This window comes from Pseudomonas sp. LBUM1676 (assembly GCF_059695605.1).
Window position 1 is genome coordinate 4005982 of the sequence record NZ_CP166777.1, and the last position, 20389, is coordinate 4026370.

17 protein-coding genes are annotated in these 20389 nt (G+C 62.5%); 11 read left to right on the plus strand and 6 right to left on the minus strand.

Features of this window, described 5'->3' with window-relative positions; all coding sequences use genetic code 11:
• Positions 1 to 10: 10 nt before the first annotated feature.
• Positions 11 to 1417 (minus strand): purine-cytosine permease family protein, encoded by a 1407-nt coding sequence (locus ACA041_RS18490; protein ID WP_497435325.1) that lies wholly within the window; start codon positions 1415 to 1417, stop codon positions 11 to 13.
• Positions 1418 to 1741: 324 nt separating this feature from the next.
• Between ACA041_RS18490 and ACA041_RS18495 the strand changes: the two genes are divergently transcribed.
• Together ACA041_RS18495 and ACA041_RS18500 are read left to right on the plus strand one after the other, a co-directional pair.
• Complete coding sequence (locus tag ACA041_RS18495; RefSeq protein WP_497435330.1) at positions 1742 to 2227, plus strand: flavin reductase family protein; 486 nt, start codon at positions 1742 to 1744, stop codon at positions 2225 to 2227.
• A gap of 121 nt (positions 2228 to 2348) precedes the next feature.
• Positions 2349 to 3392 carry an LLM class flavin-dependent oxidoreductase gene (locus tag ACA041_RS18500; protein WP_497285113.1) on the plus strand — a complete coding sequence of 348 codons (1044 nt, stop codon included), beginning with the start codon at positions 2349 to 2351 and terminating at the stop codon, positions 3390 to 3392.
• An 88-nt stretch (positions 3393 to 3480) separates the two neighbouring features.
• Here the strand turns inward: ACA041_RS18500 and ACA041_RS18505 are convergent, their stop codons facing one another.
• Genes ACA041_RS18505 through ACA041_RS18515 form a run of 3 tightly spaced genes read right to left on the minus strand, consistent with a single transcriptional unit; the run spans position 3481 to position 6016 of the window.
• Positions 3481 to 4230: a PAS domain-containing protein gene (locus ACA041_RS18505; protein WP_497435335.1), complete on the minus strand. Its 750-nt coding sequence runs from the start codon at positions 4228 to 4230 to the stop codon at positions 3481 to 3483.
• The gene (locus ACA041_RS18510) at positions 4231 to 4902 is read right to left on the minus strand and encodes a response regulator (RefSeq protein ID WP_497435339.1); all 672 of its coding nucleotides are present in this window, start codon (positions 4900 to 4902) and stop codon (positions 4231 to 4233) included.
• Positions 4871 to 6016: a sensor histidine kinase gene (locus ACA041_RS18515; protein ID WP_497435345.1), complete on the minus strand. Its 1146-nt coding sequence runs from the start codon at positions 6014 to 6016 to the stop codon at positions 4871 to 4873. The genes ACA041_RS18510 and ACA041_RS18515 overlap by 32 nt, the downstream gene beginning before the upstream one ends.
• Before the next feature lie 208 nt (positions 6017 to 6224).
• Here ACA041_RS18515 and ACA041_RS18520 point away from each other — a divergent pair, with 208 nt between their 5' ends.
• The 9 genes from ACA041_RS18520 to ACA041_RS18560 all read left to right on the plus strand — a co-directional run bounded on the left by ACA041_RS18520 (position 6225) and on the right by ACA041_RS18560 (position 17404).
• Positions 6225 to 6737 (plus strand): dimethylamine monooxygenase subunit DmmA family protein, encoded by a 513-nt coding sequence (locus ACA041_RS18520; protein ID WP_497435350.1) that lies wholly within the window; start codon positions 6225 to 6227, stop codon positions 6735 to 6737.
• Positions 6734 to 7663: a PDR/VanB family oxidoreductase gene (locus ACA041_RS18525; RefSeq protein ID WP_497435355.1), complete on the plus strand. Its 930-nt coding sequence runs from the start codon at positions 6734 to 6736 to the stop codon at positions 7661 to 7663. Before ACA041_RS18520 ends, ACA041_RS18525 begins: the two co-directional genes overlap by 4 nt.
• Before the next feature lie 9 nt (positions 7664 to 7672).
• Complete coding sequence (locus ACA041_RS18530; protein ID WP_497435359.1) at positions 7673 to 8689, plus strand: heme-dependent oxidative N-demethylase family protein; 1017 nt, start codon at positions 7673 to 7675, stop codon at positions 8687 to 8689.
• A 34-nt stretch (positions 8690 to 8723) separates the two neighbouring features.
• Complete coding sequence (locus tag ACA041_RS18535) at positions 8724 to 9854, plus strand: aminomethyl transferase family protein (protein WP_497435363.1); 1131 nt, start codon at positions 8724 to 8726, stop codon at positions 9852 to 9854.
• Between the two features lie 33 nt (positions 9855 to 9887).
• Entirely contained in the window at positions 9888 to 10754 is an 867-nt protein-coding gene (purU, locus tag ACA041_RS18540) for a formyltetrahydrofolate deformylase (RefSeq protein ID WP_497435368.1), read from the plus strand.
• 51 nt (positions 10755 to 10805) lie between these two features.
• Positions 10806 to 12173 carry a trimethylamine monooxygenase gene (locus tag ACA041_RS18545; protein ID WP_497435372.1) on the plus strand — a complete coding sequence of 456 codons (1368 nt, stop codon included), beginning with the start codon at positions 10806 to 10808 and terminating at the stop codon, positions 12171 to 12173.
• Positions 12174 to 12188: 15 nt separating this feature from the next.
• Positions 12189 to 14531 carry a trimethylamine N-oxide demethylase gene (locus tag ACA041_RS18550; RefSeq protein WP_497435377.1) on the plus strand — a complete coding sequence of 781 codons (2343 nt, stop codon included), beginning with the start codon at positions 12189 to 12191 and terminating at the stop codon, positions 14529 to 14531.
• A gap of 173 nt (positions 14532 to 14704) precedes the next feature.
• The gene (locus ACA041_RS18555) at positions 14705 to 16384 is read left to right on the plus strand and encodes an APC family permease (RefSeq protein ID WP_497435382.1); all 1680 of its coding nucleotides are present in this window, start codon (positions 14705 to 14707) and stop codon (positions 16382 to 16384) included.
• 87 nt (positions 16385 to 16471) lie between these two features.
• Positions 16472 to 17404, plus strand: a complete 933-nt coding sequence (locus tag ACA041_RS18560) for a bifunctional 5,10-methylenetetrahydrofolate dehydrogenase/5,10-methenyltetrahydrofolate cyclohydrolase (protein ID WP_497435387.1) — start codon at positions 16472 to 16474, stop codon at positions 17402 to 17404.
• Positions 17405 to 17513: 109 nt separating this feature from the next.
• On the opposite strand, the gene ACA041_RS18565 is transcribed toward ACA041_RS18560, so the two are convergent.
• Both ACA041_RS18565 and ACA041_RS18570 read right to left on the minus strand, forming a co-directional pair.
• The gene (locus tag ACA041_RS18565; RefSeq protein ID WP_497435393.1) at positions 17514 to 18839 is read right to left on the minus strand and encodes an ammonium transporter; all 1326 of its coding nucleotides are present in this window, start codon (positions 18837 to 18839) and stop codon (positions 17514 to 17516) included.
• 208 nt (positions 18840 to 19047) lie between these two features.
• Complete coding sequence (locus ACA041_RS18570; RefSeq protein ID WP_497435397.1) at positions 19048 to 20388, minus strand: FMN-binding glutamate synthase family protein; 1341 nt, start codon at positions 20386 to 20388, stop codon at positions 19048 to 19050.
• Between the last annotated feature and the right edge of the window lies 1 nt (position 20389).

Genomic DNA, 20389 nt, shown 5'->3' on the forward strand with positions numbered 1-20389 from the left:
CACCCATTGATCAGTCGGTATACCCCAGTCGCGCCGCCCTGCTCTGCTGAGCCTGCCCCCGAGTCGCCAGGCAGTAGTAAAGCGGACACGTCACCACCAACCCCACCAACCAGGACAAGTCAGCCCCTTCGATCAAGTTGGCATAGGGCCCGACATACAACGACGTATTGGCAAACGGCAACTGCACGATAATCCCGATGAAATACGCAACGATCGCATGCAGATTGAACCGCCCATAAATCCCGCCATCGGCACGAAAAATCGAAGCGATATCGTAGGTGCCGCGCTTGATCAGGTAGAAGTCAATCAGGTTGATCGAAGCCCAGGGCACCAGCACCAACAGCAACGCCAGAATCAAACCGATGAACTGCGAAATGAAGTCCGCCGAAGCGCCCAGCGCCACCACGCAGCAGCCCGCCAGCACCCCACTCGACAACACCACCCGCACCTTAATGCTCGGCGTCCACTGGCTGGCAAAGGTCTGGATCGAAGTGATGATCGACAGCACCGCGCCATACAGATTCAAGGCGTTATGGCTGATGATGTTGAGCAAAAAAAGCACCATCAGGATCGGCCCCAGCCAGCCGGTGGACTGCTTGACCGCGGCCATCGCCTCGGTGCCTTCCGGAGTTGCCAGCACCGCCACCGCACCGAAGGTAAACGACAGAATGGTGCCCAGGGTCGCGCCCAGGTAGGTGGCCCAGAACGGCTTGGCGATGCCGATATCCGCCGGCAGGTAACGCGAATAGTCCGACACATAAGGCGAGAAGCTGATCTGCCAGATGATCCCCAGGGACACCGTCGCCAGCCAGCCGGTCAAGTTGAAACCGCCGCGAGTGAAGAAGTCCGCCGGCAGGTCATGGGCGAAGATGTAGAGAAACCCGGCGAGCAAGGCGCTGCCCATGACCCAGGTGCCGATGCGGTTGAGGGTGTGGATGAAGCGGTAGCCGATCACCCCGATCGCCGTGGCGCTCAAGGCACCGATGAGGATGCTCGCCGGCACCGGAACCGACGGCGCGATGCCGACGATCGACTTGCCGGCCAGGACGATGTTGGAGATGAAAAAACCGATATAGATCAGTGCCGCAAAGAACACGATCAGCAGCGCGCCATAACGGCCGAACTGGCCGCGGCTCTGCACCATCTGCGGAATCCCCATGCGCGGGCCCTGGGCCGACGCGAGGGCGATCACCAGGCCACCGATCATGTGCCCGAGCGCAATCGCCAACAGCCCCCAGAACAGATCAAGGTGGAACACCTGGACCACCATGGCGCCGGTGACAATGGGCAGCGGTGCGATGTTGGTGCTGAACCATAGGGTGAACAGATCGCGGGCCTTCCCATGGCGTTCCGCGAGTGGGACGTAATCGACCGTGTGATTCTCGATCAGGGGGTCTTGCCGGGACATCTGGGACATATGCATGAACTCGAGTTTGTCTGATCTTATAGTTGTACGAAGCCAAACCGGGGGAGCTCTCTGGCCACCCCTCAGATGCCGACCATATTATGGTATTCCAAACTTTGCACAAGGCTGATCCGCGCTTTTAGCGGGCAACTGATACGCAATTCTGACGGATGACCGCAAGCGCCAGATGGCGCAAAGGCCCGTAATCACTGGCTTAAGACCCTGATACTCACGTTTATCGGCTAGTGAAAAAAGCTCTTGCAAAGCATGTATTACGGTATACCATCAGACCTACAAACACATAAAAACCGCACCACACCGCCAGAGGACCACCCCATGATCGATGCCGCCATCTACAAACAAGTGATGGGTTCGTTTCCGTCCGGTGTGACCGTGATCACCACGCTCGATGACGACGGCCAGATCGTCGGCCTGACCGCCAGCGCTTTCAGTTCGCTGTCCATGGACCCCGCCCTGGTGCTGTTCTGCCCCAACTACAGTTCCGATTCCTACCCCGTGCTGATCAAGAACAAACGTTTTGCCATCCACGTCCTGTCCGGCGGCCAGCAGAGCGAAGCCTATGCCTTCGCGCGCAAGGGCAAGGACAAGGCGCAGGGCATCGAATGGACCTTGAGCGAGCTGGGCAACCCGATTCTGGCCAACGCCACGGCGGTGATCGAATGCGAGCTGTGGCGCGAATATGAAGGCGGCGACCACGCGATCATGGTCGGCGCGGTGAAGAACCTGATCGTGCCCCGGCACAACACCGGGCCGCTGGTGTACTGCCACGGCAAGATGGGCGCCCTGCCTGTTCTCGCCTGATCTGCGCTGTCCGTGAAACAAGCGAATAGAATTATTTTGCGGGCACTTCGTATTATGGTATACCAATAATCAACAGGCCCGCAGTCGACAGGCCGACAACAAAAGATCCGAGGTAAGCGTCATGAAGTTTTCCCTGTTCGTGCACATGGAACGTTGGGACGAAAGCGTCAGCCACCGTCAGTTGTTCGAAGACTTGACCGAACTGACCCTGATGGCCGAGGCCGGCGGTTTCAGCACCGTCTGGATCGGCGAACACCACGCCATGGAATACACCATCTCGCCGAGCCCGATGCCGCTGCTGGCTTACCTGGCGGCCAAGACCACCACCATTCACCTCGGCGCCGGCACCATCATCGCCCCGTTCTGGCACCCGTTGCGGGTCGCTGGCGAGTGCGCACTGCTCGACGTGATCAGTAACGGCCGCATGGAAGTCGGCCTGGCCCGCGGCGCCTACCAGGTGGAATTCGACCGCATGGCCGGTGGCATGCCTGCGTCCTCCGGTGGTCAAGCCCTGCGGGAAATGGTTCCGGTGGTGCGCGCGCTGTGGCAAGGCGATTACGCCCACGACGGCGATATCTGGAAATTCCCGACCTCCACCAGCGTGCCCAAGCCGATCCAGAAACCCAACCCGCCGATGTGGATCGCCGCCCGCGACCCGGACTCGCACAACTTCGCCGTGGCCAACGGCTGCAACGTCATGGTCACGCCGCTGATGAAGGGCGACGAAGAAGTCCTCGACCTGAAGAACAAGTTCCAGACCGCTCTGGACAACAACCCGGACGTACCGCGCCCGCAACTGATGGTGCTGCGTCACACCCACGTCCACGCAGTCGACGACCCCGAGGGCTGGAAAGTCGGGGCCAAGGCGATCTCGCGTTTCTACCGCACGTTCGATGCCTGGTTCGGTAACAAGACAACGCCGGTCAACGGCTTTCTGGAACCGAGTCCGGAAGAAAAATTCGCCGAGCGTCCGGAGTTCCAGCTGGAAAGCCTGCACAGGACCGCGATGATCGGCACCCCGGAAGAAATCATCCCGCGCATCAAGTATTACCAGGAACTGGGTGTCGACGAGTTCAGCTTCTGGTGCGATAACAGCCTGCCCCACGCGGAGAAGAAAAAATCCCTGGAGCTGTTTATCAAACACGTGGTCCCGGCGTTCCGCTAAGACCACCCGCCGGCCCCCTGGACGCGAAGCCCGGGGGCTGATTGACGTGCAGGGTCGATTCCGATGCTCAATGATCGCCTCCCAACACTCACAGGTGGGTGCGCCGCTCGAAAATCGCGCCTTCGATACCCAGCACTTCCCGGGTGTCAGCATAGATCCCCACGCCCTTTTCCCAGACATGCTTGATCGACTGATCGGCGCAGCGAATCCGGTAATTGAGTTCGAACGGTTCCTGTCGTGACAAGGCATATTGCACCTCGCGCCAGACGTAATCGGCATCCTGCGCCAGGATCAGGCTGTTGTAGGTGAACTCATGGTTGTCCACCAGTCGTTCCGGGGGATACCCGGTCAGTTGCAGGCAACCGGCACTGACGAATTCCATGGTCCAGTCGCGGTTGTTGCGGCCACGATAGATCAGCCCCGGCATGCTGTCGAGCAGGCTAATGCTGCTGCGCTGGCTGGCCTGCAAGGCGATCTCGCGTCGTTTGTGCGCGGTTATGTCCCCGGCCACCAGATAGAACCCCTCAGCTCCGCGCTTGAGGCTGACGTCGAACCAGCGCAATTCGCCCGAAGGGTGGACGAAGCGCAGCCGCTGATTGAAGCAAGTCTCAGGGCGCCGCCGCAGTTCATGCAGGGCCTGGCGCCACAACGAACGGTCTTCGTGGTGCACATAATCGATGAGATCGCGCTCCGGACCCGGCCGATCCATCAGCTCGACCCAGGCCAGGTTGAAGTGGGCAATCTGCCCGTTATCCCGCAGTTCGAGCAGCGCTGCTGGAAAGCGATCCATCAGGCGCAAGGGTGGTGTCTGTGCGAATACCTCTGGCCGATTCATCATCTAATGCCGCCCCTCGTGTCGCACCGACGCACCGTTGTGCACCCAGGCCGCCAGCTCCAGGCGCGAGTGCAGGCCGAGCTTCTGCAGCAGATTGCGCACATAGATCTTGACCGTGCCATCGCTGATTCCCAGTTCCCGGCCGATCTGTTTGTTACTCATGCCGGCAGCGATCAGGGCCAGGGTCTGCCCTTCGCGTTCGGTCAGGTTGCCGGTATCCAGCGGGTCCGGATCATGCGCCGGCCGGTGCGCCAAATCGCCCTGATCGGCCAGCAGGGCAATCAGGGTCGAATCCAGAACGATCGAGCCCTTGTGGCAATTGCGCATGTAGGCCAACAACGCTTCGGGCTCGGTTTCCTTGAGCACATAACCGCTGGCCCCCAGACGCAGGGCCGTCAACAGCTCGGCGCGATCCATCGATGCGGTGAGCACCACCACCTGGCAGTCGAGGCGCAACTGGCGCAGTTCATCGAGCACCTGCAAACCGTTCAAGCCAGGCATGTGCAGATCCAGCAGGACTTGCTGCGGCGCCAGGCTCACGGCCAGGTTGATGCCTTCACGGCCGCTGGCGGCCTGCCCCACCACTTCGAAGTCGTCATTGGCGCCGAACAGCTGCGCCAGGCCCTTGCGAAACAGCGGGTGATCATCGATCAGTAATAAGGTCGTGCAGTCCATCAAAACTCCCCTCTGGCAGATCCTGGTGGCGGCACAGGCCCAGGTGTACGCGTACCCCGTGCGGGCGAATCGCTTCAATGGTCAGGCGGGCACCAATGCTCGCGGCGCGCTCGCGGATAATCGCCAGGCCGAAATGGTTTTCCTCTCCAGACGCCGGACTCAGGCCAATGCCGTCGTCCTCCACCGATACCGAGGCATCGCCGTCCTGGTTTTGCCGCAACTCGATGCGCACGTGCCGTGCATGGGAATGGCGTACCGCGTTGGCCAATGCCTCACGAATGATCTGCAGAATCTGCAATTCGGTTTCCGGGCTCAAGGCATCATCGGCGAGGCGATTGTCCAATTCGAAGACGATGATGCAGCGCCGCGAGAACTCCGCGACCGAGTCGGCCAGGGCCTGGCGCAGCGAGCGCCCGTCCATGGTCAGGCGCGCGCTGGTGATCAGCTCGCGGACCTGACGTTGCAGCTGGCTCAGGCCGCCGCACAGTTCCTGCAACGCGACAGTGGCCTGTGCAGGCGAACCCGGTTGCGACTGCAGTAAATGCGCCTGGAACGACAGATAACCCAACTGCTGCGCCACCGAATCGTGCAGTTCACGGGCCAGGGCTCCGTGCTGGAACGTGGCCTGTTTGCGCTGTTGCTCACGGCTGTGGGTGCGCAAGCGTACGGTGACGCCGACCGCCTGCGCCGCCTCCTCCAACAATGGGCGCCAGCTGGCGTGGATCGGTTGTGGGGTATCGAGCAACAGCAGCCCTTTGCTCGAATCGTCACTTTGCGTCAAAGCACACAGCAGGCGATGCACCCCCCGTTGCCGGCAAGGGCTACAGACTTGAGCCGTCTCCGCCAGCGTCGAGCCACGCCAGGGACAGTGTTCCACGTCCCTGCAGCCCTGGAGCCATGCACGCCGCGCCGGCCCCAAGTCTTCGCCACCCAGGATCAGATTCAGTTTGCAGGTCGGCAGCAGTGCTTCGAAACGGTCCAGAAAACCCGACAAGGCACCGTCATCGTGCACCTGGCACCAAGGCAACTCCGCCAGCAGTTTGCGCACGCTGCGTGCCTGGTCGGGGCGGATACGCCCAAACCAGAGCGGCCACCACTGCGGTCGTGTTCGCACTATCGATAACTCCCCGTCCGGTTGCTCAGCCCTGAGCAAAGACCAGCAACTTCCATGCCCCGAACCGGCGTCGTCCAAGGCTTATCTCCAAAGACATAGCCCTTTTTCCGGATTGAGAAGATATTCCCCATAGGAAAGTATCTTCCCCAACAGGAAACAAAGCCCCTGTCCAACGCCCCCTTCTCGCGGATCAGCCAGGAAAGCTCACATGACGGATAGACACAGTGCCGCCCCGGACCGACTTCACAGTCTCCCGCGCTATCGCCAGCCGCTACCTCACGAGACCGCCAGCCGGCACATTGTGGTCATGCAATCGGCGGCGGCCTGCGCCCCCTTTGTCGGCGAACTTGAACAGCCCCTGGTGCTCAACGGCGAGAGCGCCGACTTTGCCCGGCGCCTGCATCAGGTGCTGGGCAGTGCCACCGTCGGCAGCCATCTCTACATCATGGGTGACGAGGCCTTTATCTGGCGTATCCACGGCGAGGCCCGCAGCGCCGGGCTGGAAGATGACGAGATCGACATCGCCCGCACGCTTGCCGGCCCGCGCCTGGTGTATTGCGTGCACTGTGGCCTGACCCAGGGTGCCGGGCCGGAGCCGCTGCTGGCCTGCATCGGCTGCGCGGTCGGGCTGGAAGTCCGCGAACACTTTTCCAAACGCCTGGGAGCGTACCTCGGCGTCTGCACCAACCCCGACCAGCCTTACCCAGGAGCCCGGTCATGAGCGCCGTACTCGAAGTGCGGGTCAGCGCGGCGAGAATGCTCACCCCGGTGGTGCGCGAATTCACCCTGCAGTCATGCGCCGGGCCCTTGCCAGGTTTTTCCCCCGGCAGTCATGTGCAGGTTCACCTGCCGCTGGCGGCGGGCAAGGTTCGCAATGCCTATTCACTGACCGGCGACCCGGCGCACAACCAGCACTACCGCATTGCCGTACGCCTGCAGGACTCCTCCCGCGGCGGCTCGCACTACCTGCATCGCCAGGTCCGGGTCGGCGACACCCTGCGGATCTCGCCGCCGGCCAATCTGTTTGCCCTGCACTCGACCGCCAGCCTGCACATCCTGATTGCCGGGGGCATTGGCATCACACCGTTCATGGCCTACATCGCGGCCCTGGAACAACGCCAGGCCCACTTCGAGTTGCACTATCTGTATCGCCCGGGGCTGAGCGATGCCTACGTCGATGAGTTGCAACAGCGACTGGGATCGCGATTGCACACCTACGCCAGTCGCCCGGACCTGAGCCGGATCCTGCGCGACCGGCCGCTGGGCAGCCATGTGTACACCTGCGGCCCGCCACCGTTGCTCGACGCGGTACGGCAACAGGCCGCGGCCCTCGGCTGGCCGCTCGCAAGGGTGCACCGGGAAGCCTTCAATGCCGCGCAACCGGGTCAGGCCTTCGACGTCGACCTGCTGCGCAGCGACCGCCGCCTGCGGGTCGGGGCCGAACAAAGCCTGCTCGAAGCCCTGGAATCGGCCGGCCTGCAGATCCCCAACCTGTGCCGAGGCGGCGTCTGCGGCCAATGCATGACCCGCCACCGGGGCGGCGACATCGAACACCGCGACAGCTTCCTGAGCCCCGCCGAACAGGACGGCTTTCTCATGCCCTGTGTCTCTCGCGGCCGCGGCCAATGCGTTTCGCTGGATCTTTAGGAGTCGACCATGACCATTCAACCAAGCCCCGTGCAGAGCTATCGAGACTATTTCAGTTTTCGCAACAGCCCCGCCGCCATCCTTCGTTTTCCCTTCCCCTTCACCGAGGACAGCTACCTGTATTCGGTGAACATCGAACCGGCGACCTCCCGGGATCCCGGCTCGATTTACCAGCACGGGTTCGACATTGACGAACACTACCGCTCGGAAATGGCCGAACGCGCCCTGGTGCTGGACAAGGATCCGCGCCGCTACCTCGTGCTACCGCACATGCAAGTGGCGGCCTGGGATGCGTTGCAGATGCTCATGGAGCACCTGGCCGCCGACTATCCGCAGTGGTTCACCCTCGAGCGTGACACTGAACACTGGCATTGGCGAAACACCTTGCTGGATATCGATCAGCGCTTTGTGTTCGGTGATGCCACCAGCCTGCCCTGTGAGCCGTTGGAGTTCATCGGCCGACAGGTGCAGGGGGATTTCGCCCTGCTCGATCAACGCGACGGTGATCTGTACATGGACGCCGGCCTGGTCACCAGCCCGGCCGACTGGTCCCTGGCCTTCGACGCCGGCATGAGTTTCAAGCAGTGGCATTCGCCGGTGCCCATGGCGCACCAGATGGGCGTGTTCGACCGCGCGCTGAAGTACCTGCTCAACCTGCAGGTGGGGCAGCCGGTGCGGCGTCTGAATTGGACGCTGACTATCAATCCACGCCTGGACTCTTCCCCCGAGACTTTCCATGAATGGGGCGCCGACCGCGGCCGCATTACCGCCGAGAACGTCGGGCAACAGGTTCACCTGCGGGTCGAGTTGCAAGTGATGGTTCGTCTGCCCCGCAGCAACGCGGTGATGTTCAGCATCCGCACCTACCTGATCAGCATGCAGGAGCTGGTCACTCAGCCCGGCTGGGGCTGCCGCCTGCACCGTGTGCTGCGCGACCTGCCCGAGCCGATCGCCGATTACAAGGGCATGAGCCGCTACCGACAGACCCTGGTTGAGTGGCTGAGCCACTTCGACCCACAAGCCTGACCCCTGACCCACTTTCACCGACAAGGATCTTCACATGGCGCATTCATGGCGTATTTCTGCACTGGCCGAACGGCACCGCGCACTCGGCTCGAACCTCGAAGACTGGAACGGCATGGGCACTGCCTGGACCTACGACAGCGACCTGGCCGATCACCATCAGGCGATCCGCACCCGGGCCGGGCTGATGGACGTGTCCGGGCTGAAAAAAGTCCACTACGTCGGCCCCCACGCCGAGAGCCTGCTGCAATGGGCGACCACCCGCGACATCGCCAAGCTCTACCCCGGCAAGTCGGTGTACGCCTCGATGCTCGACGAGGAAGGCAAATTCGTCGATGACTGCATCGTCTACCGCACCGGCCCCAACGCGTTCATGGTGGTGCACGGTGCCGGCAGCGGCCACGAAATGCTGGTGCGCTCATCCCAGGGCCGGCAAGTGGCGGTGCTGTTCGATGACGACCTGCACGACCTGTCGCTGCAAGGGCCACTGGCGGTGGACTTTCTCGCCGAGCACGTGCCCGGGATCCGTCAGTTGCCTTACTTCCATCACCTGCAAACCCGCCTGTTCGACCGCCCTGTGATGATCTCCCGCACCGGCTACACCGGCGAGCGCGGCTACGAGATTTTCTGCAAGGCCGCCGATGCCCCGGCACTGTGGGACACGATCCTCGAACATGGCGCGGGCCTGGGCATCATCCCGTGCGCCTTCACCGCCCTGGACTGGTTGCGGGTGGAAAGCTCGCTGATGTTTTTCCCCTACGACAACTCGCAGATGTACCCCTTCGCCGATCAGAAGGCCGGCGACACCCTGTGGGAAATGGGCCTGGATTTCACCGTGTCCCCGGACAAGCGCGAATTCCGTGGCGCCGAAGAGCACTTTCGCCTGCGCGGCCAGGAGCGCTTCAAGATCACCGGCGTGCTGCTCGAGGGCGTCCGCGCCGCCGAGGCCGGCGATACCCTGTGGCAAGGCAACCAGCAAGTCGGGGTGATCACCTGCGGCATGTATTCGCGCTTGAGCAAACGCTCGATGGCCATCGCCCGCATGAGCGTCACCTGCTCGGTTCCAGGCATTGCCCTGCAGGTGCGCGGCAGCCAGGAAAGCGCCGCGGTGACCCACGCCCTGCCCTTCGACGACCCGGAAAAAACCAAGCGCACGGCCAAGGGCTGAGCCTCCCCCTCACTTGCAATAAGGGAACTTTCGATGGACACCTGCCACGAACATTACATCCTCAAGATCAACTGCCCGGCAGCGTCCGGCATCGTCGCCGCGATCACCGCGTGCCTGGCCCGGCAGCAGTGCTACATCAGCGAGCTGGCGCAATTCGACGACGAGTTCACCGGGCAGTTTTTCATGCGCGCGGTGTTCCGCTTCAACACCGGCATCACCGGCGACGTCGGCGCCTTGCGCGAGGACCTGGGCGACCTGGCCGGCGGCTTCGACATGCAGTGGCAACTGTTCTGCAGCAGCCAGCCGACCCGGGTGCTGTTGATGGTCAGCAAGTTCGACCACTGCCTGGCCGACCTGCTCTATCGCCACCGCAAGGGCGAGATGGACATGCACATCACCGCCGTGGTCTCCAACCACCTGGACCTGCGGGCCATGGCCGAACGTGAAGGCATCCGCTTCATTTACCTGCCGATCACCAAGGACAGCAAGGCCGGCCAGGAAGCCGAATTGATGCGCATCGTCGAAGACACCCGGACCGACCTGGTAGTGCTCGCCCGCTACATGCAGATTCTCTCCGACGGTCTGTGCCAACAGCTGTCCGGGCGGGCGATCAACATCCATCACTCGTTCCTGCCCGGCTTCAAGGGCGCCAAACCCTATCACCAGGCCTACGACCGTGGCGTGAAACTGATCGGCGCCACCGCTCACTACGTCACCAGCGACCTCGACGAGGGCCCGATCATCGAGCAGGAGATCCAGCGCGTCGACCATACCCACCTACCCGACTCCCTGGTTGCCATCGGCCGCGACACCGAAACCGTCGCCCTCTCCAAGGCCCTGAAATATCACCTGGAACACCGGGTGTTCATCAATCAGGACAAGACAGTGATCTTTCGCTGAGCGCCCCTTTTTCCGATCCATAGCCACGAGACACAGCCACGAGAGACGACCATGACCACACGCGTAGCAATCATCGGCGCCGGCCCTTGCGGCATGGCTCAACTGCGGGCATTTCAATCGGCCAGAGACCAGGGAACGCCCATCCCGGAACTGGTCTGCTACGAAAAACAGCAAGACTGGGGCGGTATGTGGAATTACACATGGCGCACGGGTCTGGACGAGAACGGCGAACCGGTCCACGGCAGCATGTACCGCTATTTGTGGTCCAACGGACCGAAAGAGTGCCTCGAGTTCGCCGACTACAGTTTCGAGGAACATTTCGGTCGCCCTATCGGCTCGTATCCGCCACGGGAAGTGCTCTGGGATTACATCAAGGGCCGCGTCGAAAAAGCCGGGGTTCGCGACTACATCCGTTTCAACAATGTGGTGCGCCAGGTCACCTTTAACGAAGAGACTCGCCGCTTCACGGTGGTCGCCCACAACCACGACAGCGATACCCGGACCTCGGAAGAATTCGATTATGTGATCAACGCCTGCGGGCACTTTTCGACGCCGAAGATGCCGTACTTCCCCGGATTCGAGCAGTTCGGCGGGCGCATCCTGCACGCCCATGATTTCCGCGAGGCGCTGGAGTTCAAGGGCAAGGATCTGCTGATTGTCGGCAGTAGCTATTCGGCCGAAGACATCGGTTCCCAGTGCTACAAATACGGCGCCCGCAGCATCACCAGCTGCTACCGCACCGCGCCCATGGGCTATGACTGGCCTGCCAACTGGGAAGAAAAGCCGCTGTTGCAACGCCTGGAAAAAAACCGCGCGTACTTTATCGACGGCACCCACAAGCACATCGATGCGGTGATCCTCTGCACCGGCTACAAACATCACTTCCCCTTCCTGCCGGACGAGCTGTGCCTCAAGACCGACAACCGACTGTGGCCGATGAACCTGTACAAAGGCATTTTCTGGCAGCCCAACCCGCAACTGATCTACCTCGGCATGCAGGACCAGTGGTACTCGTTCAACATGTTCGACGCCCAGGCCTGGTACGCCCGCGACGTGATCCTGCAACGCATCGCTCTACCCGACCAGACACAAAGGGCCGCCGATATCCAGCAATGGCATGCCCGCGAACAGCAGCTTGAAACCAACCAGCAGATGTTCGAATACCAGGGCGCCTATATCCAACAACTGGTGGACGCCACCGACTACCCGAACTTCGATATCGCCGGGGTCAACGACACCTTTCTGCACTGGAAGCACGACAAGGCCCACAACATCATGGGTTACCGCGACAAATCCTACCGATCGCTGATGACCGGCACCCAGTCGCCACCCCACCACACGCCTTGGCTGCATGCCCTTGACGATTCCATGGCGGCGTACCTCGCTGAACCGCCGACGTCCATCAAGTCGATCGGTTGACCCGGGAGCCCCACCATGAATGCACCTCGTGTTTCACGCCCGCAGGAGCCCGGACTCTTTGCCCGGGCCCCGGCCCTGGAGCGCTATCGGGTGGCCGCCGGCGGCCTGACCCTCGTCGCGATGCAGCCCGGCGACAGCCTGCAAGTGATCGACCTTGAAGGCCGGCAACCCTGCGAATTACTGGCCATCGATACGCTGGGGCGCAGCGCCCTGGCGGCCTGGGCGCTGAGCAGCTCGACGGCTTGCGGGTTCATCGGCGCACGGCTCGCCGAACCGACCTTGCAATCGCGTCGCATTGGCCAGGCGCTGAGCCGACGTGCGATTGATCCACACCACCTGCCCAGCGCCGCCTCACTCTGGGACGAGGACAGCCCTGCCGACTTCAGCCGCCACTTCGTCGCCAGCGATGAGCTACTGGTGATCGTCGCAGCACCCGCCGGGCCAACGGCTGTCGACCGCCAGTATCGGCCCAGCGAGCTGCGACTGCTGGTGACACGGGCCAATCCCTCGCCCCTGCTGCTGCCACACCTGCCGGAGCCGCTGGGTGAACTGCTGGACGAGTTCACCATCGGCGCCGGCACCGCCCACAGTTACACCGTCGGCAAAGGTCAGTACGTGCAGGTGCTGGATGTCGCCGGTCGCCAGTGCTCGGACTTCGTCGCGCTGGATCGGCGGGCACTGGATCGCGGTCTGGAACTGGACCTGGACCAGGCCGTCACCCGCACCCTGAACGGCAGCGCCTACCCGGCACCAGGACTGTTCTCAAAGTTTTTTGACCGGCAGATGCAACCGATGCTGGAGGTGGTGCGTGACACCGTTGGCCGCCACGACTCCTTCGCCCTGGCCTGCGCCGCGCGCTACTACGAAAGCCATGGGTATTTCGGGCACGACAACTGCAGCGACAACCTCAGTCGAGTGCTCGCGTCCCATGGGGTCAAGGCCCGCAATGGCTGGCCGGCGATCAATTTCTTTTTCAATACCGGAATCGACGCGCACCAGCAGATGACCCTGGATGAACCCTGGTCGCGCCCCGGCGACTACGTGCTGCTGCGGGCCATGACCGACCTGCTGTGCGGCAGTACCTCGTGCCCGGATGACATCGACCCGGCCAATGGCTGGAACCCGACCGATATCCATATCCGCATCTACAGCGAAAAGGAGCGTTTTTCCATCGCCATGAGCACTCGAACCACGGCCGATGCCGACCCGATACTCACCCGTGAGTCCGCGTTTCACTCACGCACCAGCGCCTTGACCGGCAGCTTCGTCGACTACCGCAACTGGTGGCTGCCGCTACGCTATGACGGCTATGGCGCAATCGAGGAATACCTGGGTTGCCGCGAACGGGTGGCGGTGATGGACCTGACCGCCCTGCGCAAATTCGAAATCATCGGCCCCGATGCCGAAGCCTTGTTGCAGTACTGCCTGACCCGCGACGTGCGGCGCCTGGCGGTGGGACAAGTGGTGTACTCGGCGATGTGCCACGAGCACGGCGGCATACTCGACGACGGCACCCTGCTACGCCTGGGCCCGGACAATTTCCGCTGGATCTGCGGCGAAGACTACGCCGGGGTCTGGCTGCGTGAGCAGGCGCAGAAACTCGGCATGAAAGTCTGGGTCAAGTCCGCCAGCGAGCAGATCCACAACCTCGCGGTGCAAGGCCCGATGAGTCGTGAGCTGCTCAAGCAAATGGTCTGGACCGCGCCTGATCAGCCGAGCCTGGAAAGCCTGGGCTGGTTCCGTTTTCTGGTGGGTCGCCTGGACAGTTATGACGGTTGCCCGCTGATGATCTCGCGCACCGGCTACACCGGCGAGTTGGGTTACGAAGTCTGGTGCCAGCCCGAGGATGCCGGGCAAGTCTGGGACCGGATCTGGGCCCTGGGCCAACCGTTGGGCCTGGTGCCGCTGGGTCTGGAAGCGCTGGACATGCTGCGCATCGAAGCCGGGCTGATCTTTGCCGGCTACGAGTTCAGCGACCAGACCGATCCGTTCGAGGCCGGTATCGGTTTCAGCGTACCGCTGAAGAGCAAGACCGATGATTTCATCGGTCGCGAGGCCCTGCTGCGGCGCAGCGCTCATCCGGCTCACAAGCTGGTGGGCCTGCAATTGAGTGGCAATGAGGGCGCCCACCACGGTGACCCGGTGTACCGCGGTCGGGCCCGGGTCGGGGTCATCACCAGTGCCTGCCGCTCGCCACTGCTGGCCAGCAACATCGCGTTGTGCCGGGTCGACGTGGCCTGCGCCGACGCCGGCACAGTGTTGGAGATCGGCAAAGTCGACGGCCTGCAGAAGCGCATCAGCGCCACGGTCACCGCCGCGATTTTCTACGACCCGGACAAGAGCCGGGTACGCAGTTGATCGAGCTCTCATTCACTTTTGACTGCCCATACCCACACCTGTAGGAGCGAGCTTGCTCGCGAAAAACGTTAACGATTACGCCGTTTTTTCTGGCTAATCGCGGTGTTTTTATGTTCATCGCGAGCAAGCTCGCTCCTACAGGTCTCGTTCGACTCAAACAGGGGAATACGAAGATGGAAGCGACTACGTTCGAGGCCATACCGCAGGCCGCCGGTTCAGTGGGCAACCTGCAGCGCAAGATCGATTGGCGCGGGGCGTTCTGGGTCGCCAGTGGCGTGCCCGCCCTGGTGCTGTTCTCTATCGGCGCGATTGCCGCCACGGTCGGCAAGCCGGCCTGGATCGTCTGGATCGTGTCGATCCTGTTCGGCTTTATCCAGGCCTTCACCTACGCCGAAATCGCCGGGCTGTTCCCGCACAAGTCCGGCGGTGCCTCGGTCTATGGCGCGGTCGCCTGGGTGCGCTACAGCAAGTTGATCGCACCGGTGTCGGTGTGGTGCAACTGGCTGGCCTGGTCGCCCGTGCTGTCGATCGGTTCAGGGTTGGCGGCCGGTTACATCCTTACCGCGCTGTTTCCCGCTGATGCAATGATCAACACCTGGCAACTGACTTTGCTCGACCTGGGCTGGATCAAGAGCGGTCTGTCGCTGCGGATCAACGCGACCTTCGCCATCGGCCTGCTGATCCTGCTGACCGTATTCGCCGTGCAGCATGGCGGCATCCTGCGCTCGGCACGCCTGACCCTGGTGCTCGGCGTGACCTCGCTGATTCCCTTGCTGTTGGTGGGCGTGGTGCCGTTGTTCACCGGGGATGCGGCCCAGGCCAACTTCCTGCCGCTGTACCCCCTGGCTCATGACGCGGCTGGGCAAGTGATCGACGGCACCTGGGACATTTCCGGCTGGTCGCTGATGGCCGGCGGGCTGTTCATGGCGGCGTGGTCGACCTACGGTTTCGAAACGGCGGTGTGCTACACCCGGGAATTCAAGGACCCCAAGCGTGACACCTTCAAGGCGATTTTCTATGCCGGCCTGTTGTGCATTCTGGTGTTCACCCTGGTGCCCCTGGCCTTTCAGGGCAGTCTCGGTCTTGGCCAACTGGTGACCCCGGCGGTGCTCGATGCCAGCGGCGCGGTGGTCACACCGGCGGTCTACAGCGGCCTGTTGTCACCGGCGATCTACAGCGGCATGGGTGTCGGCCAGGTCATGGCGGACAGCATCGGCGGCGGCAAGGTGGTGGCCAACATCGTGCTGATCATGCTGGTCCTGGCGACCTTGCTGGCGATCATGACCTCGATGTCCGGTTCCTCGCGCACCCTGTACCAGGCTTCGGTGGACGGCTGGTTGCCGAAGTACCTGGGCCGCACCAACGAACACGGCGCGCCCACTGCCGCCATGTGGACCGACCTGTCGTTCAACCTGCTGCTGTTGCTGATGTCCGACTATGTGTTCGTGCTCGCGGCGTCGAATGTCAGCTACATCATCTTCAACTTCCTCAACCTCAACGCCGGCTGGATCCATCGCCTGGATCGTCCCGACTGGGTACGCCCGTACAAGGCCCCCACCGTGCTGCTGGCAGCCGGCGGGGTGCTGAGTTTCGTCAACCTGGCCTGCATGGGCCTGGGCGCCGATATCTGGGGCGCCGGAACCCTGATCACCGGCCTGCTGCTGGCGCTGTTGATCCTGCCGGTGTTCTGCTACCGCCACTATGTGCAGGACCACGGACGCTTCCCCGAGGCGATGCTCAGCGACCTGCATATTCAGGCCGATGCCGGTCACAAACGCGCCGGCTGGTTGCCGTATGCCACGCTGATCGCGGGTGTTCTTGTGGTGTACGGCTGCCATCAACTGGTAGCCTGAACGCACTTGCCTGCAGGTCTCTGATGGATCATCGGGGCGCAACGACGCCTCGATGATCATTTCGTCCCCCTATCAATCAAGACAACGGTGACTCTTTTGATCAGCACTTCCCCTGCACTTGCCCGCGATATCGACGGCAAGGCCATCTCCGCCCGGGTTCTCGACGAGGTTCGGGAGGAAGTCCTGGCCCTGGCCGGGCAACAGATTTATCCGGCCCTGGCCGTACTGCTCGTCGGTGAAGACCCGGCCAGCGAAGTCTATGTGCGCAACAAACTGCTACGGGCCAAAGAGGTGGGCATCCGTTCCCTGGAGCATCGCCTGGCGGAAAATGCCAGCCAGAACGATGTGCTGGAACTGATTGCACAGTTGAACGCCGACGTTTCGGTGAACGGCATCCTGGTGCAGTTGCCCTTGCCGGCGCATATCGACGAGCAGGCGGTGATCCATGCCATTCACCCGCTCAAGGACGTGGACGGTTTCCATCGCGAAAACGTCGGCGGCCTGGTGCAAGGCATCGAAGTCCTGACGCCTTGCACGCCCAGCGGCTGCATGCGTCTGCTGCATGAAACCTGCGGTGAGTTGAGCGGCTTGCACGCGGTGGTCATCGGCCGTTCGAACATTGTCGGCAAGCCCATGGCGACCTTGTTGCTGCAGGCCAACTGCTCGGTCAGCGTGGTGCACTCGCGCAGTGTCGATGCGCCGGCGCTGTGTCGGATGGCGGACATCGTGGTGGTAGCGGTCGGTCGGCCTCAGTTGATCGATGCCAGCTGGCTCAAGCCCGGGGCGGTGGTGATCGATGTCGGAATCAATCGGATTGCCGGCGAATCCGGCCCTCGCCTGGTCGGCGATGTCGATTACGCCAGTGCGCGCACCGTCGCCAGTGCAATCACGCCGGTGCCTGGTGGAGTTGGGCCGATGACCATTGCGTATCTGCTGAAGAACACCTTGATTGCCAGTCAGTTGCAACGTGCCGTGAAGCTTGGCGGACCGCGGGTGGTCACTGTGCCGGTGTTGGGCTGAGTTGCGCTGAAGCAGTGGTTTTTGCCTGGGAGTCCATCCGAAAAAAAACCCTGTCAGCATCAACAGGGTTTTGTGCAAGCGCCAGCGAGCTGTCGATCAACCGCCAGGATCAGTGGTTGTAAGCGCGCTCGTTATGCTCGGCCAGATCCAGCCCCATGTCCTCCACCGACTCATGGGCCCGCAATCCGACCAGGGCGTTGACCACCTTGAGGATGATCCAGCTGATGACGAAGCAATACACCGTCGTCATCAGCACACCCTTGATTTGCGCCACGACCTGGGCGCCCATGGTCACGCCTTCCACCAGGCCGCCCAGGGACGGCACGCAGAACACCCCCGTCAGCACCGCGCCGATCATCCCGCCGATGCCATGCAAGCCGAATACATCCAGGCTGTCGTCATAACCGAAGCGGCGCTTGAGCACCGTGACGCTCAGGTAGCAGAACACCCCGCACAACAGCCCGATGGCCAGTGCACCACCGACGCCTACATAGGCGCATGCCGGGGTAATCCCTACCAGACCGGCCAGGGCACCGCTGGCCAGACCGAGCGCACTCGGCTTGCCGACCTTGAACCACTCGGTGAACATCCAGCCGAGAATCCCGGCGCAAGCCCCCAGCTGTGTATTGAGCATGACGACGCCGGAGGTACCGCTGAGGCCGCCACCGGAGCCGATATTGAAGCCGAACCAACCGACCCAGAGCATCGCCGCGCCGGCCATGGTCAGGCTCAGGTTGTGGGCCGGCATCGGCGTGTTCTGGTAGCCCTTGCGCTTGCCAAGCATCAGGCACGCGGCCAGCGCGGCGACGCCGGCGTTGATATGCACCGCGGTGCCCCCGGCAAAATCGAGCACGCCCCAGTTATGCATCAAGGCTCCTGAACCACCCCAGACCATGTGCGCCACCGGGGCGTAGACCAGGGTGAACCAGAGGGCCATGAACAACAGCGCCGCCGAGAACTTCATGCGCTCGGCGAACGCCCCGGCAATCAGTGCCGGCGTGATGATGGCGAAGGTCATCTGGAAGGTCACGAACACCCCTTCCGGTATTTCGCCAACCAGGCTATCCGGGGTCATGCCGGCCAGGAAGGCTCGACTCAAGCCACCGACAAAACTGTTGAAGGTCACCTGCCCCTCGACCATGCCGGAGCTGTCGACCACCATGCTGTAGCCATAAATCACCCACAGCACACCCACAAGGCCGGCGATGCCGAAGCACTGGGTAAACAGCGAGAGCATGTTTTTTGCCCGCACCAGGCCGCCGTAGAACAACGCCAGGCCCGGCAGGCACATGAACAGCACCAGCACGGTGGCGGTGACCATCCAGGCGGTGCTGCCGGTGTTCAATGTTGGTGCATCGGCCGCCTGCGCGAGCGGCACGAGGGCACCGGTCATCAACAAGCCGAGTAGGGATTTGCCCAGAGGACGATTGACCATGTTCAAAGCTCCTGCAAAGGAATGGTAGGTGTTTGGCAGAGAGCAGTTGTTATTTCATGGGCCTCTTGGCGGGCCCCTCAATCTGTGGCGAGCGAGCTTGCTCCGGGCGGCGTTCCGACGCTGGGCTGCGAAGCGGCCCCAAAAATCTTTGCGAGTGCTGCGCACTCGAGCGGGAGCAAGCTCCCTCGCCACAGGTATTTAACCGGCTTCAATAACCACTGGAACCCGGAATCCAGCTGGTCCCCGCCAGTGGTACCCGGGCCATGGCCGCCGATTCCACCGTCAATGCCACCAGATCCTCCGGATCCAGGTTATGCAAGTGCGACTTGCCACACGCCCGGGCCATGGTCTGGGCCTCCAGTACCATCACGCGCAGGTAGTTGGCCAGGCGCCGGCCACCTTCCACCGGGTCCAGGCGCCTGGACAGCTCCGGGTCCTGGGTGGTGATCCCGGCCGGATCGCGGCCGTTCTGCCAGTCGTCATAAAAGCCGGCCGCCGAGCCGATCTTCTTCAATTCCTCGTCCAGTCGCGGGTGGTTGTCGCCCAAGGCAATCAGCGCCGCCGTGCCGATGGCCACCGCATCCGCCCCCAGTGCCATGGCCTTGGCCACGTCGGCGCCGTTGCGAATGCCACCGGACACGATCAACTGAACCTTGCGATGCATGCCCATCTCTTGCAAAGCCTGTACCGCTTGCGGGATGGCCGACAAAATTGGGATGCCGACGTGTTCGATGAACACTTCCTGGGTCGCCGCCGTCCCGCCTTGCATGCCGTCGAGCACAATCACATCGGCCCCGGCCTTCACTGCCAGCTTGACGTCGTAGTAAGGCCGGCTTGCGCCGATCTTTACGTAGATGGGTTTTTCCCAATCAGTGATTTCGCGCAACTCGGCAATCTTGATCGCCAGGTCGTCAGGCCCCGTCCAGTCCGGATGACGGCAAGCGCTGCGCTGATCGACACCGATTGGCAGCGTACGCATGCCCGCGACACGCTCGGTCACTTTCATCCCCAGCAGCATGCCGCCGCCACCGGGCTTGGCGCCCTGGCCCAGGACGATCTCGATGGCGTCCGCCTTGCGCAGGTCGTCCGGGTTCATGCCATAACGCGACGGCAAATACTGATAGACCAAATGCTGGGACTGACCGCGCTCTTCCGGGGTCATGCCGCCGTCACCGGTGGTGGTGCTGGTGCCGGCAATGGTCGCGCCACGGCCCAGGGCTTCCTTGGCATTGGCCGACAAGGCACCGAAGCTCATGCCGGCGATGGTCACCGGAATCTTCAGGTGGATCGGTTTCTTGGCAAAGCGGTTGCCAAGGATCACATCGGTGCCGCACTTCTCCCGATAGCCTTCCAGCGGGTAGCGCGAAACGCTGGCGCCCAGCAGCAGCAAGTCATCGAAGTGCGGCAGCTTGCGCTTGGTGCCGCCGCCGCGAATGTCATAGATGCCGGTCTCGGCGGCACGCTGGATTTCCTGGATGGTCAGGCGGTCGAAGGTGGCTGACTCGCGCAGCACTGGAGGCACTGCTTTTTGATTGATAGGGTCGCTCATA